Here is a 17005-nt window from a genome sequence, read left to right on the forward strand (position 1 = left end):
CAAATTGAGTTGTTGGTGTTCAGGCCGCCAGGGCTGGTGATTGGGCTGCGGCGCGATCCATCAGCGAGCGGAATTTCCGCAGCGACAAGAGCTGCAGGTAGGCCAGCGACAGGGCGCCGCAAGCGTGCAACTCGCCAGCCTTGGCTGGCTCCAGCGTGTTGAGTTTCGTCTCATCAACGCTGAGAAAGCCGGTCAATTCCAGCTGGCGGCCGTCGGGCAGCATGGCCTGCAAGGATTGCGCCTGCAGCAGACCCGCCTCGTCCAGCGCGGCCACGGCGGCGGCGGTGCTGGCGGTGGCGGCGTCGAGCGCCGTGAGCTCGCGCAAAATACTCTGCAGCCAGGGCATTTCCTGACCGTCTTCATCAAACAACGGGTCGCCCTCGCCCACATTGAGCGCCGGCTTGTGAACGGCAATCAAATGCACGCCCTGTTCTTGCGGCTGCTCGAGCAGGCGAAAAGGCCAGGTGCGCAACACCGCTGGCAGGTAGTCACCGCTCCAATGCCCTTGCTCGTCGACAAACAAGTTGTGGCCATGTTCCAGCCCGGTGATCGCCACCAGGCGGGCACCGCCCAAGGGCGCGCGGGTCATCACACACGGAAACACGGTGGCAGCGGCGGGCAACTCGCCGGCGGCCAGCGCCACCGAGATCGCTTGCCCAATCCAGCGCATGTCGGGTTTGGCGCGGTTCAGGCGCAACAGCCGGTGCGCCTCGCGATGCAAAACGGTGAATTCGGGTTCGGTCACGGAAGTCTGTGGCACGGTAGGTTTTTTCATAAATTTCCGGAGTTATTTAAAGTAAATGAAGTCAGACGTTTGCCCAAGCAGGTGGCGAACCGCTACCAGTTCGCGCTCAAACGCAGCGCCAGGCGCGTGCGGGCTCCCTGGAAACCGGCTACCTGCTGCGTCAGCGCCGTATCCAGGGCCAACAGGCGGTTCAACTGAAGTTGAAAACCCAGGCCCACCGAGGCGATGCGGGTCTCGACACCGTCGCGCACTGCGCTCGCGTGGTCTGCCAACAAATAGCCCTGGGCCGCCTCGAAACCCGCCAGCACGAGCGGCTGGTAAAGCCCCAACTGCAGCACATAGCCGCGCTCGCCGTGGGCCGCGCCAGAATCGAAACCGCGCACCGAATTGCTGCCGCCAACCAGCCAGTAGTCGATGGCATCGGGAACCTCCTGGGTGGCAAAACGCGTCTGCCCGCTGACCCGAAGCACCGGCGCGCTGGCCTGGCCTGAACCAAACGCGGCCATGCCGCTCAGTTCAACAAAGCGGTAGTCGCCGCCCGGCGCTTGACCCTGCGTGAGAGCGCTTCGCAGCGACGCCCCCTGAAAAACACCCTGCACACCCGCTTGCCACTCGGTCGATGCTGCCAGCGTCAGGCGATCAACAACACGATCAGTCAGAATCACGCCGCCAAGGCTGGATTTGGACGTCATCTGCATCACTGTGCCCGACAGATGCAGTAGTTGCGTCCCGCTCAAGGGGACGAATTTGCCAAGCTCCAGCCCGAGCGAGCCAGAGGCTCCATCAATCGACAGGTCGGGCGCCGAAGTCGTCGATGCCACGGTGCTCGTCGAGCGTGAATCGGACGCGCTCAACCCGAGGCGCCAGCCCTGTTGGCCCAGCGGCAAACCGGCCGCCACACTCAGCGTGCGCGCGGTCCCGCTGGCGATGGCCATGACATCAAAGCGCCCGCCATAGCCGCTGACCGGGTACAGGCGATAGCCGGCGATCAGGCTCGCAGAGTCGGTGCTGCCGGCGCCGAGGTCGGTGACATCGAGCGAACTCCAAAACTGCGAAACACGGGCGTCAGGCAGGGTAATTTGCAGATCACTGCGGCCAAAAGCGTCACCTGGCACAAACTTGGCCTGCGCCTGGAAATCACTCGCAGCGTTGAATAGGCCTAACCGGCGCTCAAGCTCGTCGGCACGAATGACCGCGCCACTCGGCAAGTCGAACCATCGCCCGAGCCAGGTCCGATCAGCGCCCAGGGCGCCCTCGAACTGGACCGTACCGAGCCGGCCTTCCACCAGCAGCACCCGCATCGTCCCGCTGCGCAAGTCTTGCTGCGGCAACACCGGCACCGCCGTCTCGATGCCCTTGCTCAGATACAGTGACTGGATGGCACGCAACAAGCCGTTCAGCTCCTGGCTGTCCACTTCGTGCCCGAGGTAGGGTTCGGCCAGGGCGCGCAACTCAGCCGCGTCGAGCAGCTCGCTGGCCGAAAAAACAATCTCGTTGAGCAGCACCTTACCAACCAAGGTGGGCGCCTCCGGAGCCAGCAGCGGCTCGATCGGGCCACGCTCGGGCGCGGGCGCAAGCGGCGGTGCCACCTGCTCGCCGCGGCGCAACTCTTCTTGCATGCGGGCCGCAGGATCAACAGTGGGCAGCTCGGCAGCGCCAGTCAACCCGGCCAAGGCGGCGAGGCACAGCAACACCGGCAGCCGAAAACAGCGTACCCTACCCGCATCCGGTCGAACGCTAAAGATCAAATCAAGCATGAAACCTCACAAGCGCATCAGCGCAATCACTCAAGCAGTTTGCTGCGTGTCAGCAGGGTCCAGCGCTTGTGCCACTAGCACACGCGCACACACAGCCCCCAGGATGCCGGCCAGTTCCAGTCTGTCTTCCTGCACAAAGCTACGACGCTCTTTCAAGGCCTTGTCAATCGCTGCCAAACACTTCTCCAGTGCTTTGGCATCGGTCGGCAGCTGCTCACGCATACCGTCCAGCAACGCCCTAACTTCGTCACCACGCAACTTCGGAAAAAACACCGGCATCAGCAACTCGCGCACACGCGTCTTGATGGCGTCGGCACCACTCATGTCATTGGTGTAGTTCGATTCGTGCCGGCGGTACAGCAGCAACTCCTCTGGCAAACCCTGAAAAACGGCACCCGCGCGCAGCATGTCGACATAAAAACGATGATCGTCATCGGGCGGAAAGTTGGGGTCGTAGCGCAGCTTGTGCTGGCGCACAAAATCGGCGCGGTACATGGCCGTGGGGCTCAGAATGGACGCATCCACCAGCAACAGACGAGACTTGATCTGGCCGTCGGTCAGCGGGCAACGCATCGGGATGCGCGTGCCATCGGCCAACAGCTTGATGGCGTTGGACGAACACACCGTGACCTCGGGGTTCGCCTGCAGGAAAGCGTGCTGAATGGCCAGCCGCTGTGGCAAGGCCACGTCGTCCGAGTCCATCAGCGCGATATACGGCGCGCGTGCTGCCGCCAGGCCGGTATTGCGGGCACCGCTGATGCCCAGGTTGACCGGCAGGCGCAGCAAACGGATGCGCGCGTCGGTGTAGCTCTGCAGAATAGCCAACACCGGTACCGGCACGCCGTCGGCAATGATCAGCAACTCAAAATTCGTCAGAGTCTGCGCCAACACCGAGTCGATCGCCTCGCGCAGGAAAGCCTCGCGGTTGCCGACCGGAAAAATCACCGACACCAGCGGCGCGACCGGCGCGCCGGGCAATGGGTTGACCACACCACCAGGGGCGGGCAAGGCACCGGGCCGGGCCGCACCCAGCGCCAGCCACGGTGCCAGCGCACGCTCGAGGCGCGCCGTGCTGACGGCCAGCCCATGGCGCTGCTGGCCCACGCGCAGCGCGCGTTGCACATAGTCCTGGTAAAAAGCCTCGTCCTCGTAAAAGCGCACCAGCACATCGGCCACCTGCGTCATCAACGCATCACCCGGCAGCTGGGTATAAGGGGCCTCCAGACACGCTGGCGGAAAGTCGATCTTGAAGCCGGCATCATCCATCAACTCGAGCGGGCCACCGCGGTTGGGCACGATGGCCGGAATGCCGTTGAGCATGGCTTCGGCAATCACGCGTCCGGCGCTCTCCCACCACAGGCTGGGCGCCAGCAGCACCCGTGCCCGCCCAAAAATAGGCCGGACATCGTCGGTGTTGGGTGTCACCACCACATTTGGCAGCGCGTCACGTGGCGCGCCCAGCGCCTGCGTCACCTGCTGCACGATCTGCTGCCAATTGCCGCGCGACTCGACCACCTCAAACACGATGTCGGGGCGGCGCTGTTCCAGCATCAAGGCCAGCCGCACCACAATGGCGGCGCCTTTTTCCATCGACGGGTTAATGAACAGCAAACGCTCGCGCGCGTGGGTGGCAGCCACCACTGGTTTCGGGTCAATAAAAGCACCCACTGGCGTCACCTCGTAGGCCTCGCGCTCGGCATACAACTGTGCCGTGGCGGCGCTGTCGGTGAGCATCAGGTCCACGTCGCGGTGCCAGCGGTGGCCGCGGTAGTTCGGGTTGGCCACGTAGGCCGCCACCGGAATACCGCGTTGGCGCGCCTCGTCGGCCACCATCATGTCGAGCGCCTGGCCGCCGTAATAAAACACCAGGTCGGGCTTGAGCTTGTCCATGGTGGCGGTGTAGAACAGCAGCCACTGATTTTCTTCATACGAGGTCATGGCGTCGCGCTGGCTGCTGGCCGTGACCTGAAGGTAGTGCACCAGCGGCTCGTCCTTGACGCTGATCACCGTGCCGCGATTGGCCTCGACCACATCCCATTGCTCGGCAATGCGCTGGCGTCCGCGTTCGTTGTCGTAAATAGTAGCGCCACAGATGGCGATCTCGTAGCCACGCAGGCACAACTGGCGCAGCATTTCGCGCACCGCCATCGAGGCGCCGCTGGAGGTGTCCAGCAGGCAATACACATTGGCCCACAGAATGCGGTAGGGACGGGGTTTTTGCATGGTTTTGCTCACAGGCAGAAACCCACAGAGTTAATGGCACAGACGTGGCCGTCAGTCCAGGTGGCACCGCCAAGTTGGCTACCGCTGAGGTTGGCACCGTCGAGCCGTGCACCTGTTAAATCAGTACCGATCAGAATGGCACTGGTCAGATTGGCGCCGCGCAGGTCGACGCCGACCAGGCTTGCGTTGCGCAAAATGGCACTGTCCATGTTCGCCCGCGTCAGCACACTGCGCGAGAAGTCGGCACCGGTCAGGTCGGCCGAGCCGCCAGCACAGCCCCCCATTAAAAAGGCTGCCACAGCGGCGGCCAGAAGTTCTTTGTGCAAACGCATCTTGCTCATCTGAATCTCGTACTTTCCTTGTTGTTGCAAACACAGAAAAGCCCGGGCCAGGCGGCCCGGGCAAGTCAGCATTAACGAACGATACCGACGCGGTTGCTGGCGGCGTTGCCAACGGTGCTGGCCACAATGCTGTTGCCAGACACCGAGACCGTACCCGTGCCCTGACCCGAACCGACCCCCATCAGCACACCACTGACCGTGGCACTCAGGCTGGCCGTGTTGCTCTGGCTGTTGGACAGGCCGGTCGAGGCGCTGTTGGACGAACCGGTCAGAGCGTTCATGTTCAAGGCGTTGCTGGCGGTATTGCCATAGGCGCTGGCCACGGCGGTGTTCATGCTCACCGTCATGGTGGTAGGCAAGTTCATCGTGTAGTTGTAGCCGTTGTAGTAGCCGTATTGGCTATTGCTGTCTCCCCAGTTGCCGACATGGACGTTCTCCAGCAAGGCCGTCATCACCCCGTTGTTGCTCTGCGCGTTCAGCACCTGGAAGCTTGGGCCCGCGTTGGCAATGGTGGCCGACGCCGTGGCGTTGAGCACGTTCTGCGCGGTGTTGCCACCGGCCTGTGCGTTCAGCGCGTTGTTGCTGACCGTGCTGGTCACGTTGTTGAGAATTTGCGGGTTGAAGGCAGCACCAGCTTCAGGCAAGACACCCACGTTGACGCCGCTGATTTTCCCCAAACCGCTTGCGTCATTGGATTGCGTGCTGGTGACGGTGGCCGGCACAGCGAGCACCTGTGCCGCCAGGCTCAGGGTATTGCTGGCGGTGTTCAGGTAACTGGCAGCCGTCAGGCGGTTGCCATCAACGGTCACGGCAGAGTTGTTGGCATTAGCAGAATAAGCATTCACCAACACACCGACATCGACCTTTTGCAAGGTTGACGCTGCGGTGCCCGCGCTCCGGTTAGTTTGGCTGTTGCTGACCTGTGCCAGGGGGCTGTTGCCATCGATCACGTTGCCCGCGCTCAAGCTCAGGGCATTGCTGGCCTGGTTGGCGTAGGACAGCACCGACACCGCATTGTCCTTGACGACGACCGGTGAGTTATTGATGCCGGTTCCGCCATACCCCCCCCCCCCCACCACCACGCCAACCTGAATGGTATCGGCCAACGAGACCATTGACGCCGCATTGGTCTGGGTGTTGCTGGTCTCGAAAGCCGTAGCGACCGAGATCGCCGTCAGGGTCGTGCCACCCGACACAACGGTGCTGTTGGTCGCACTGTTGCCATAGCTCAGCGCCGCCAACGTATTGGACTGCACCGTGGTCGGTGTGTTGTACAGCGCGGTCGAAGAGGCGCGCTCAATGCCGACACCGACGGTGGTGTTGCTGATCGTGTTCGATCCCAAAATACCAACATTGTCCTGCGTATTGCGAGTGGCCACGGCGCCGATGTTGGCCGTGTTAGACGCCAGCACCTCGTTGACGTTGCTGGCCTGATTGCCATAGGTAGCGGTCTGCACCTGGTTGCCAGCGACGGTCAAGGAAGAATTGCGGATGCCGTCGTCATTCGATTGACCCGTGAACACACCGACACGCAGCAAATCGACCAGCGCGGTCTGCGCGCCGGTGCTGGCCTGCCCGCTGGCGACCAGGCTGCTGAACGGCAGCGCAGTTGACCCGGCGACACCGGCCGACACCACCGCGCGGTTGTCCGCCACGTTGCCCATGCTGGTGGCCAGCGACTGGTTGTTGCTGACGTTGAGCTGCGCCGCGTTGATTGCCACCGAGTTGCCATAACTCCAAAGCCATCCGTTCGCATTGTTCATGACGTCACCAACCACCACACCGATGTCGACATCCGCCACGATCGAATCCGTAGGGCTCAGATTGGTTTGCGTGTTGCCAAGCGAGAAGGTCGGCACCGCAACCAAGCTGCCACCCAGTAGGGTGCTGGTGCTTGAGGCCACGCTGTTGCTGGCGCTGTTGCCATAGCTCAGTGCGGCGAGTTGATTGAACTGCACCGCGACACTGCTGCCGCTGATACCAACCGCGTTTGCCCGAGCTGTTTCAGCGTAACCAATGGGCCAGTTTGTGATGCCCGTTAAGTAAGTTTGGGTCGCATTTGCGTCGGCAGTGGCCGTCACATCACCGACCTTGACACCCACCGTCACAGCACCAGAAACACCGCCCACGGTGGCCAACTGCGAAGCGTAGTTGTCTTGCACGTTGGTCACCGCCAAAGTCGCGCTGCCGCTAGGCCCTGCACCCGTGCTCTGGGTCACCGCAATCAAGGTGCTTGCCAGATTGCCGATACTTTGCGCCGTCACCGTTTGTGGTGCGGCCTGGGTGCCGCCCACACTCAGGGTCGAGTTCACAATGCCGTAGGCGAATGCCGTGGCGTTTGCGGTGTTTGAGCCGGTCGAGCTGGTGTAGCTGGCACTGCCGCTGGCGTTGGCCGACACGTCAGCCTGCAGCACGCCGAGCATGATGTTGCTGGCCGTGGCAATGCCAGTGCCATAGCCATAGAGGCCGTTGGTTTGGGTGTTCGACTGCATTGCCGAGACCGGTGCCAAGGTCGTGCCCAGCACCGTGCCGTCCAGCACCGCCGAGGTGTAAGCGCTGTTGCCCACGTTGGTGGCCGACAGCTGGTTCGACAGCACATTGAACGTGGAGCCGCTCATGCCGGTGGCCGTGGCCGTGGCGTTGGCTGTGGCTGTGGCCGTGGTGAGCAAGGTGGGTGTCGCATTAGACGCGGACGCGTTAACTACGGGGGCCCCTGCATCAGCGTCATACCAGTTGTATGCCGTTGTGCTGCCGGTACTCGTCGCCTTTGCACTGCCCGACGCGTTGAACGTCGCTGTCACCGCCCCGCCGCTGACGCCGACCGTCACCACCCCACCCGAACCGCCCAGCGTCGCGATAAGCGTCCCGTAGGAGGCAGCCGACGCGACGTTGGTCTGCGAACTCACGCCGCTGACGGTGGTAGAACCCACGACACCCGTCAGGCTGGAGGCCGACAGACTGGTCACGGTGGTCGCGCTGTTGCCAGTGTTGGCGGCACGCAGCACGTTGCTGGCCACAGAAGCATTGCTCGCTTCGATGCCCATCGCCGTGGCCGAGCCCGAGGCGACTGTTGTGGCGTCGCCCGAGGCGCTGGCGCTGGCGCTGTTGGTGGTGTAAGTGCTGCTACCCGACGCCCAGGCCGACGTATTGCTGTCCGTCGCCGTGGCCACTGCCGTGGCGCTGGACGAGCCATTGGCCGTACCGGTGGCATCGACCGAAGTCAACAACACACCCAAACCGACATTGGCAACGCTGGCGCTGAGGCCGCCGTTATTCACTTGCGAATTGCGGTTGGCCAGGGTTTCTGCCCCAGTGCTGCCGGTGATCGCCGTTGACGCCAGACGAATGGCATTGACGGCGCTGTTGCCGGTGTTGGCGGCCTCGATCCGGTTGCCATCGGTGGCAGCGGTCAGGCCGCTGATGCCGGTGTCATTTACCGTGGCTGTGGCTATGGCCACGGCGGTCGATGCAAAGTTGGCCAGGGTGCTCTCGCCGTTGGTGCCCGGGTCTGTTGCCAGCGCTGACGCGCTGCCTGAAGCGGTGCTGGTGACAAGGGCGCTGCCAATCGAAGTCACCGCACCGACCACGGTGCCGAGCTGGATGGGGGCTGCTACCACGCCTGACAGGCCCACACTCGCAGTCAAGTAACCGGTGTTGATTTGGCTGCTGATCACATTGGCGGCGGCTTGGTTGCTGACCGCGCCAATCACAGTGCCACTGCCGCTGACGACGTTGATCGCCTCGTTGCCAAAACCGATGGCCGTCAGGCTGTTACCCGACACCGTGCTGGTGCTGTTGCGCAGGCCGGTGCTTGTCGCCACGGCGGTGGCGCTGCCGGAGGTAGTGGCCGTGGCGTTGGTCACGCTGGATTGTGTGACATCGGTAGCGGAGCCGCTGACCGTGGCATTGGCGGTGGATGTCGAGGTGGAGGTGGCGGCCACGTCGTCGAGGACCGTGCCCAAGCGCACATCCCCGAGGGTGGCCAAGCCGCTGCCGATGTTCGTCTGACCAACGCCATTGGTGACGTTGTTGATCTGGACGCCGAAGGCCGTAGCCACCGTGCTGCCCAGGTCGATCACGTTGCTGACCGTATTACCTTTGGCCGTGGCCGTGAGCGCGCTGCCCTGCACCGACACGGTGGAGCCGCTGATGCCCAGCGCCGTGGCGCTGCCGGAAGCACTCAGTGTGGTGCTGGCGACAGCACCATTAACCGTCGAGATCGAGCTACCAACATTCGTGTTCGTACTCGTGACCCTGGTCGTTGCGCTGCCATTGCCCGTGGTGGTCTGATCCGCGGTGACATTGGCCAGCACCACGCCCAGATTGACCGTGCTCAGATTCGCGCTAAAAAGCGCAGCGTTGCTTTGTGAGTTGGTGATCAGCGCATTGTGCGCCGCGCCCGCCGCTGCCAGCGCGGTGGCGCCGACAATGATGCGGTTGTCCGCGCTGTTGGCAATGCTGGTGGCCGACAGCACGCTGTTGTCCACGGTCGCGGTCAGTGCGTTGATGCCGGTGGCTGCCATGGAGCCGACGACCGGTGTGCTGATGGTGGCGCTGCCGGAACCGTTGAAGATACCGTACGTAGAAGGTGGATGGTTCTGAGTTGGCAGCACTGTGGCGCTGACGGTCCCGATCAGGGTGCTGATGCCAGTGCCGGTCACGCCAGCCGAGGCATCCCCGACCAAAACGCCGACATTTGCACCGGAGACCGATGAGATCAACACACCTAGGGCATTGTTGGTCTGCGTGTTGGCCACGGCCAGCGCGGCGCCGCTTGGCAGCGTCACATCGGTGCCATTGAGGCGCAGCAGGTTGCCGGCCACATTGCCGCTGCTGGCCGCAGCCAGGGTGCTGCTGCTGACCGAGGCGGTGGTGGTGTCGATGGCCGTGATGCTGCCGGCAGCGCTGCCGCTGACACTGTTGGCCGCCACTGCGCTGGCGTTGCTGAGGTTAACGTCACTCCAGTTCACGCCCGGAGTCGGATCCGAATCAAAGCTATTCGTCGTCGTCGCGCTGTTGGTGTAGGTGGGTGCCGACGTGACGGTGTTGCTTTGGTCGACCAGACGCACACCGACATCGGTGCTGGTGACGCTGCTGCCCACGGCGCCAGAGTTGTTCTGCGTATTGCCGATGACACTGGCCACCGGGGCGATGCTGCCGATCGTGGTGCCGGACAAGCTGGCGCTGTTGTTGACTTGGTTGGCGGTGGCGTTAGCCGCGACCGTGCTGCTGTTGACAGCCAGCGTGGCACCGGTGACGGTGGTGATGTCACGACCCAGCATGTCTGTGAAGTTGCCAGTGGTTGCGCTGACAGCGCTGGACGTGTAGGGGTTCGTACCTGAGGCATTCTCTGTAGTCGAATAGCCGAAGGAATTCGAAGAGGAATTTAAAGAGGCTACACCCAGCTGCACACCGATGCCCGAAGCGCCGGCCCCCGCCGTGATGGCTGCCTTGATGGCTGCCCCGTTGCCCTGCAGGCTTTGCAGGTCGGAGGTGTTAACACCAACGCTGCCGTCGACCGTGCTACCGCCGCTGATGCTGATGGCATTGACGCCCAGATTGCCTGTGGCATCGGCCACCAGCGTGTTGCTGTTGCTGACAATGGTGGTGCCGTCGCTGCTCAGGCCACGGACCACGACACCGGAGCTTTCGACCGTCGCCGTCACAGGCGAGGTGCTGTTGTTGTTCTGGCTGTTGGCTGCAGCCGCAGTCAATGCGATGGCGTTGCCGACTGTGACGCCGATGTTGGTGCCGCCATTGTTGCCCTGCGCCAGTGCGCTGATGCGGTTGGAAGATGCCGACAGCGTGGCCGCACCGAGCGGCACCAGATTGCCCTGGTTATCACCTGCCTGGTCGACGCCCGCAATGAATATGCTGCTACCGCTCACGCTGGCCTCGGCGGCAGAGGCGGTATTGCCCTGCACGTTGACGGCCACCAAACCGGCGTTGGCCGTGGCGCCACCGCCGCTGACGCTATTGCTAACGGCACCGCCCGAAATTTGCGCCGTCAACGTGCCGCCGGCCGCGACCAGCAGGTTGTTGGCCGCCAGATTGCCCTGGGCCACTGCGCCGATGGCGCCGTTGTTGACGGTGATGCTGCCCAGCACCGCTGTCGTAACAGCGCGTTCCGCCACCGTGTAATTGGTGGTAACAGCCGCATCACCCACACCAGCGCCGATGCTGGAGGAGATGTTTTGCGCCAACACAGCGGCGTTGGTGTTTTGCTGCGTACCCACCACCGCCATGGAGGCGTTGACGTTGTTGGCCTTGGCATTGATCAGGTTGCCGGCCAGGTTGCCGGTGGCACCCGAGGTGAGAGCGTCATGGTTGACCGCGACGCTGCCGGTGGCGGTCAGGACATCCATCGCTGCCGTGATGCCGGAGCCCGACACCAGCGAGCTGACGCCGCTGCCCGAAGTGGTGTTGGGGCGCTGGTTGACCTGGGCGCTGTTGACGATGATGTCGGCGCCTGCGGTTTGCAAAACAGCGCCCACATTGACACCGGTGGCTGACCTGCTGCCGGTCAGGTTGACGTTGCTGCTGTTGAATTCAATGGCATTGCCCGAGCTGGTGAGCAGGCCGGCGCTGCTTAAGCTGCCGGCGGCGTTACCAATGGACTGCGCCGAGATGGACTGCGGTGCCAGCGCCGTGCCGCTGACCGACAGGCTGCTGGTCAGGTCCGTGGAGGACGTCGTTCCAATATTCGGGACACCGACGTAGGTCAGGTCGGCGATGATCTGGCTGTTGGAGATCAAGGCGGTCGGGCCAGTATTAGCCGCCAGGTAGCCAAGGGTTTCAACGTTGGCTTGCGCATTGGTCACGCTGGCACTGCCGCTGAAAGCGTTGCTGCTGGCATCAGCCTGCAGCAGATTGGTGGCCTTGTTGCCGGTGAAAGCGGCCGACTGCGTGTTGTTGTTGAGCGTGAGCGGCGAGGACAGATCGGGGCTGGCCATGATCGGCACATACCCATTCCCTACAATGTCGTAATGGTCAACATAGTTGCCCGTCTCCTGAGACTTGAGCGCAATGGTGTTATCGGTCAGCGCGGCATAAGAGCCAGCAGCGCTGCCGGCGCTGATGCCGCCATTGACCGTGCCTTGCAGCGTGTTGATGCTGAGCGTGGCTGTCGAGTCGCCCGACACGCTGCCACCACCCGTGACAGTGGTTCCGGTGAAGCCGATGGTGCTGGAGCCGCCCCTGCTGTTGGCAAAACCCAGCGGCACGGCACCAGCCACCACGGTGGTGGCTTCATTGAGCGTGGCCGAGGCTGCAATCTCATTGCTGTTGACAGCAATGGGTGCGGCAGCCATTTTTGTAAACAGGGCACCCACGGTGGAGCCACTGACATTGGCCTGCACATTGACCTGGCCACCGCCAGAATTCTGGCTACCGAGGAACTGCACCGCGAGCGCTCCGATGGATTTGTTGGTGGCCATCAGGCCCAGGTCGATGGTGGCCGCCGTGCCGCCACTGGCCAGCGTCAACTGGTTGCCGGTGCCGCTGGCAGAGATGCTGTTGTTGCTGACATTGGCCGTGACTTTGCCACCGCCACTTTGGGTGTTCAAAATGCCGCCGGCACCTGTCGTCATATTCACATTGGCAGTCAAGGTGCGCATCGTAGTGCTGTACAGCGTCTGCACCGACTGCACCGGGATGGTGGTGCCCGACATGCCGCTGACCCCTGTGAAGTCCTGGTTCAAACCATAGGTGCCGTTACCCAACTTGATGGTGGTCGCAGTCGCGGTCGGGAAGTTAATGCCGAACGACGCGACCTGCGCCAGCGCACTTGTCGAAGCCATGCCCATGACGAGTGACACACACGCGGCAGCCACAGGTGACTGGCCAAATTTTTTGGATTTTGACGATAAGTTCATGACGATGGTTCCAGTGAGTTGACAGGTGAGAAGGTTGTAAAGGGAAAAGGAGAGGAAAAGTTATTGCCAAAGACTGATGCGCGCCAGCAATTGCAGGCCGTTTTCGTAGCGGAATATCTTGCCGTCGGTCGGCTCAGGCCGCCAGGTGACACTGATGCGCGCAGCCTGCACGCCGCGCGCCACCAGCAGATCGGACACGGTGTGCAGGCGCTGGTTGATGAGTTCATCGCGTTGCATCGGTGGATAAACTTCGCTGTCACGACTCAGCAGCTTGTAGCTCACACGCTTGCCCAAAGCGGCGTCGCTGACGATCTTGTCAATGAGCGACATGACACGCGGCGAGATGGCGGCGCTGGCCACATCGAATTCGATGTCGTAGCCAGCGTCTTGCTGCGAGGCACCCGCGTTTTGCGGAACTTGCCCGCTTTGGGTGCTGGTGGCGTCAAGCAGGGGCGTGCCAGCCGCAAGTACCTTGCTGGCACTGACCACCGGCGCGGCAGCCAAAGCCACCGGCGCCGCTGGGGCCTGGACCGGCACGACGACCTTGGCCTGAACCGTCGCCTTGCGCTGATCGGCTGCCAGCTCAAGACAAGGCTTGACGTCCACCTTGCCAACGGCCGCAACCAATTCAAGAATACCTTGCTCGATGGTGGTGCGCACGCCCAGTTGCAGCGGCTCCTGGCGCTTGGCGCCCACGGTCAGGTCGAGCAGTTCGCTGCCAAAAAAGCGGTACACACCAACACCCACTTCCTCGCCCTTGATTTGCTTTTGCAGGCTGACCGTTTTGACCACCAACAGCGTGCGCGTGTCAACCAGACGCAAGTCGACCCCGATGTTCATGGTGTAGGTGCGCCGCTTGCCTCCGACGTTGGAGACCGAGACGTCAGCGCCACCCGACTGGATGTCGTAATTGACCTCAGTGATGCCGCCAATGACGTAGTACTGCGAGCCCAGGATGGAGCCACCAAAATACGGCACCCAGGCCACCGGCGGTTTACCAGACTCGACCGCATGGGGCTGGCCGTCACCCAGCTGCCTGCGGTCGGTGTAAGCCAACTCAAGTTCGCCGATGCGGGTGTCGAAGCGTTCATGCAATTGCACCACATCACCGAGCTTGCCCAGGGCCGAATAAGCCATCAAGGCGCCGCCCTGGGTGATGGCATTGCCTTCGTTCTGATTGTATTTTCCGGTGTAGTCCTTGACATCACCCACGGCGATGCCAATCGCCGGGCGGCGCTGCTGGCGCAGGTTGTCGGCCAGACAGGTGAAGGCCGGCTCCAGCGGCGTAAAATTGCGACGCACAGCCGCGCCTACAACCACCGCTTCTTCGTCCGGCGCCAGACGCTCGGTCGGCAAGACACCGCAAGCGGTCAAGCTGGCTATAACCGATAGTCCAATAAATTTCTTGTACATGATGAAAATCAGTTAAGCGAACCAGAACAGGCAGTGCTGCCGGCCACGCTGGCACTGAGCGTGCCGGAGTTACTTTGTTGTGAATTGAGCGTCTGGCTGCTGGTGCCTGCGCCAGCGGTTACGGCACCGGTAGTGGCACTGGTGTTGGAGCCAGTCACACTTGATGCCAGGCTACCGGTGTTGCTCTGGCTGTTGGCCAGGCTGCTGGCGGGCGCGTAGCCCGCACCGGAATTGAGAACACCGCCGGCGGCGCCATCTGGCAAGTTGTTACTGGCACTATTGGCCCCTGTGCTGGCGCCTGTCGAGCCGGCATTCGTGACCGACGGCGATGAATTGCTGGCGCTGGCCGTGGTGCTGCCGGTATTGGCCGAGTTAATCGCCGACACCGAACAGTTGACCTGCTTGTTGATGTAGGTGGTGTAGTTGTAGACAGGCCGGATGGCGTCGTAATAACCCGCCCTTTTCTTTTCGATCTGATCCAGTGCGGTGGCCTTATTCACCTTGTCTTGCGTGCTACCGAATTGCCAGACGCTGTTTTCGCCCAAGTTGTTGGCCAGGGTGCCAAATGAAGTCAGGGCGATTCCCGCCATAACTAGTGGTATCTTGATACGCCGCAAAACTGATGAGTACTTGATGCTGTTTTGCACGCGCGTCTTTTGCAATCCAATTAGGGAAAAAAGTCTCCGCATAGATGAACTGGATGGTGTCGATTTCATTAGCTACCTATTCAAAATGCTGAAAAAAATGATTTTCATGTTTTGAATCATTCTATACAAAGTAAAGGTCTTTACTATTGTTTTCATATTTTAAAAACTTTTTTTTGATTTGAGCATCGTAAGCTGCGGCCACAAGGACACCTGGGCTACTTACCGCGCCTAAAATCATCCACCAAATCCGCTAGTTTTATCGAAGGTCCGGGGATCCTGCTGACAGCATGAAATCGACCCAATGCCACCCGGCAAACACCGAGGGCGCAGGGTGATACGGTGATTTTTCTAAGAATCAATCAAAACCGACGACCCAACATGAAGTAAAGGCGCGGGTTGCGATCCTCGCCATCCGATGTAGACGGACCACCCTTGCCGCGCCAAGCCAGGGTCGCATCCAGGCTCCAGGCACCGTAGAATGAGCGCACGCCGATACCTGGCCCCGAGACCGTTCGGGTCGCGTTGGCGTTGGCACCCCAAGGCTGGGCATTGGCATTCGACTGGCCCGAGTCATAGAAAAGGAAGGGCGTCACCGCACCCATGATGTAGCGCATTTCCAATTGCGTGAACCAGCCCTTGTCACCCACCCCTTCACCGAGCGGGTAAGCGCGTACGCCGTAGTAACCACCCAGATTGAATTTTTCGGATGAATCCAGATTTTTGCTCGCCCACTGGCCGGAGTAACGAGCATAGAAGCTCAGATTTCCTGCGACATTCTGGATACGTGCCACGTCGATGTTGATCTTGTTGAAACTGCCCAGGGTCTGAGCGAGATCGTGCACAGTTAACGCTTCATCCAGCGTCAGCTTGCCAGCAAGCCAGTTCAACGAACCGTAGGTCACGCCGCCGCCCAACAGGGCGTCGCGCTTGTCAAACTGCAAGCTGACGGGAACCCCGTTGCTGCTCTTGTTGCGTACGACACCTGCCGCGCGGTAGTCATCCTGCAAGTCCTTGTGCTGAAAGCCCAGCGACAACAGCACGTTGGTAGCCTGCGAACGCACCAGCGGATAACTCAGCTTGGCAGTCGTCACATTGGCGATACCCACAGCATCCAGCACCGAAAACTGCCCACCAAGCTGGTAGCTGGTGTGGGCGTGGCCGATCTGGCCGCGCAGGCCTGAAGCGCCTATCGGCACCGAGTAGTCGATCGAGCCCAGCCACATCTGCTCATTGGTGAGCATGCCGTTGAGCGAAATCTTGTCGCCGTAGCGGAATGGGCTGTTGATGTCCAGCAAGCCATGCAGGCGGTAGGCACCGGTGCTGCGGGCGCCGGTGTTATCAAAGCCAACTTCGCCACTGGTGGAGGACACGCGCTCAACGTTCACCGTCAGGTCCGCCTCACCCTGCGCGGCGCCCGGTTTGATGACTGGGTGGATCTTCAAGCCGGGCTGATCGTCAAGGATGAGCAAGGTGCGCTCCAGTGCCTTGTTCCGGATCAGATCGCCCTGCTTGAAACCATAGTTCAGGAAAGGCTGCGCACCTTCAGGCAAGTTGTCCTTACCGGCTGTTCTGATGACGCCGTAACGGCCTTCGAGCACCGTGACCTGCAGCACGCCGTCCTTCATGTCCTGTGCTGGCAGGTAGACCTGGGTGAACGAATAGCCCTCGCTCCGATACAGGGCTTCGAGCTTGGCGACCAGCGCATTCAGCCCAGCCATGTCAAAGCGTTGACCCTTGACGTCACCCAGTGCGCCCAGAAGCGCCTCGGTGGACAAGGCTGTGTTGCCGGCAACCCGTACCGACTGTAGTTCGACGCTGGCGCCGCCAAGCGGCTGGGCCACGGATGGTGCTGGTGGGATCTTGGGCACGACGGAAGCATCGGTGGGCGGCGGCTGCGGCGGTGTCGCCCCTTGCAGTCCGGTGCTGCCCTGGGCCGAAGCCTGCGCAACCCAACCCAGCAGGGCCAGCGCGACGAAGTGATTCAGTTTGCAGATTTTCATGAGGT

The 17005-nt window shown here is 61.8% G+C and carries 8 protein-coding genes; all 8 read right to left on the reverse strand.

Translation table 11 applies throughout. The annotated features are described in order from the left end of the window. Positions 1-19: 19 nt before the first annotated feature. The 8 genes from J8G15_RS05605 to J8G15_RS05640 all read right to left on the reverse strand — a co-directional run bounded on the left by J8G15_RS05605 (position 20) and on the right by J8G15_RS05640 (position 17000). Complete coding sequence (locus J8G15_RS05605) at positions 20-775, reverse strand: SapC family protein (RefSeq protein ID WP_210546545.1); 756 nt, start codon at positions 773-775, stop codon at positions 20-22. Between the two features lie 62 nt (positions 776-837). Then, positions 838-2502: a ShlB/FhaC/HecB family hemolysin secretion/activation protein gene (locus J8G15_RS05610; protein ID WP_210546546.1), complete on the reverse strand. Its 1665-nt coding sequence runs from the start codon at positions 2500-2502 to the stop codon at positions 838-840. A 30-nt stretch (positions 2503-2532) separates the two neighbouring features. Continuing rightward, positions 2533-4725 carry a glycosyltransferase gene (locus tag J8G15_RS05615; protein ID WP_210546547.1) on the reverse strand — a complete coding sequence of 731 codons (2193 nt, stop codon included), beginning with the start codon at positions 4723-4725 and terminating at the stop codon, positions 2533-2535. Positions 4726-4733: 8 nt separating this feature from the next. Next, positions 4734-5066 (reverse strand): pentapeptide repeat-containing protein, encoded by a 333-nt coding sequence (locus tag J8G15_RS05620; RefSeq protein ID WP_210546548.1) that lies wholly within the window; start codon positions 5064-5066, stop codon positions 4734-4736. 71 nt (positions 5067-5137) lie between these two features. Further along, complete coding sequence (locus J8G15_RS05625; RefSeq protein WP_210546549.1) at positions 5138-12940, reverse strand: hypothetical protein; 7803 nt, start codon at positions 12938-12940, stop codon at positions 5138-5140. 60 nt (positions 12941-13000) lie between these two features. Continuing rightward, on the reverse strand, positions 13001-14353 hold the full coding sequence (locus J8G15_RS05630) for a CsgG/HfaB family protein (protein ID WP_210546550.1): 1353 nt from the start codon (positions 14351-14353) through the stop codon (positions 13001-13003). A gap of 8 nt (positions 14354-14361) precedes the next feature. Then, complete coding sequence (locus J8G15_RS05635; RefSeq protein WP_210546551.1) at positions 14362-14943, reverse strand: hypothetical protein; 582 nt, start codon at positions 14941-14943, stop codon at positions 14362-14364. Between the two features lie 416 nt (positions 14944-15359). Further along, positions 15360-17000, reverse strand: coding sequence for a ShlB/FhaC/HecB family hemolysin secretion/activation protein (locus J8G15_RS05640; protein WP_210546552.1), 1641 nt, complete (start codon positions 16998-17000; stop codon positions 15360-15362). Positions 17001-17005: the final 5 nt, after the last annotated feature.

Origin of the sequence: Rhodoferax sp. PAMC 29310 (assembly GCF_017948265.1) — a bacterium.
Classification (GTDB): Bacteria; Pseudomonadota; Gammaproteobacteria; order Burkholderiales; family Burkholderiaceae_C; genus Rhodoferax.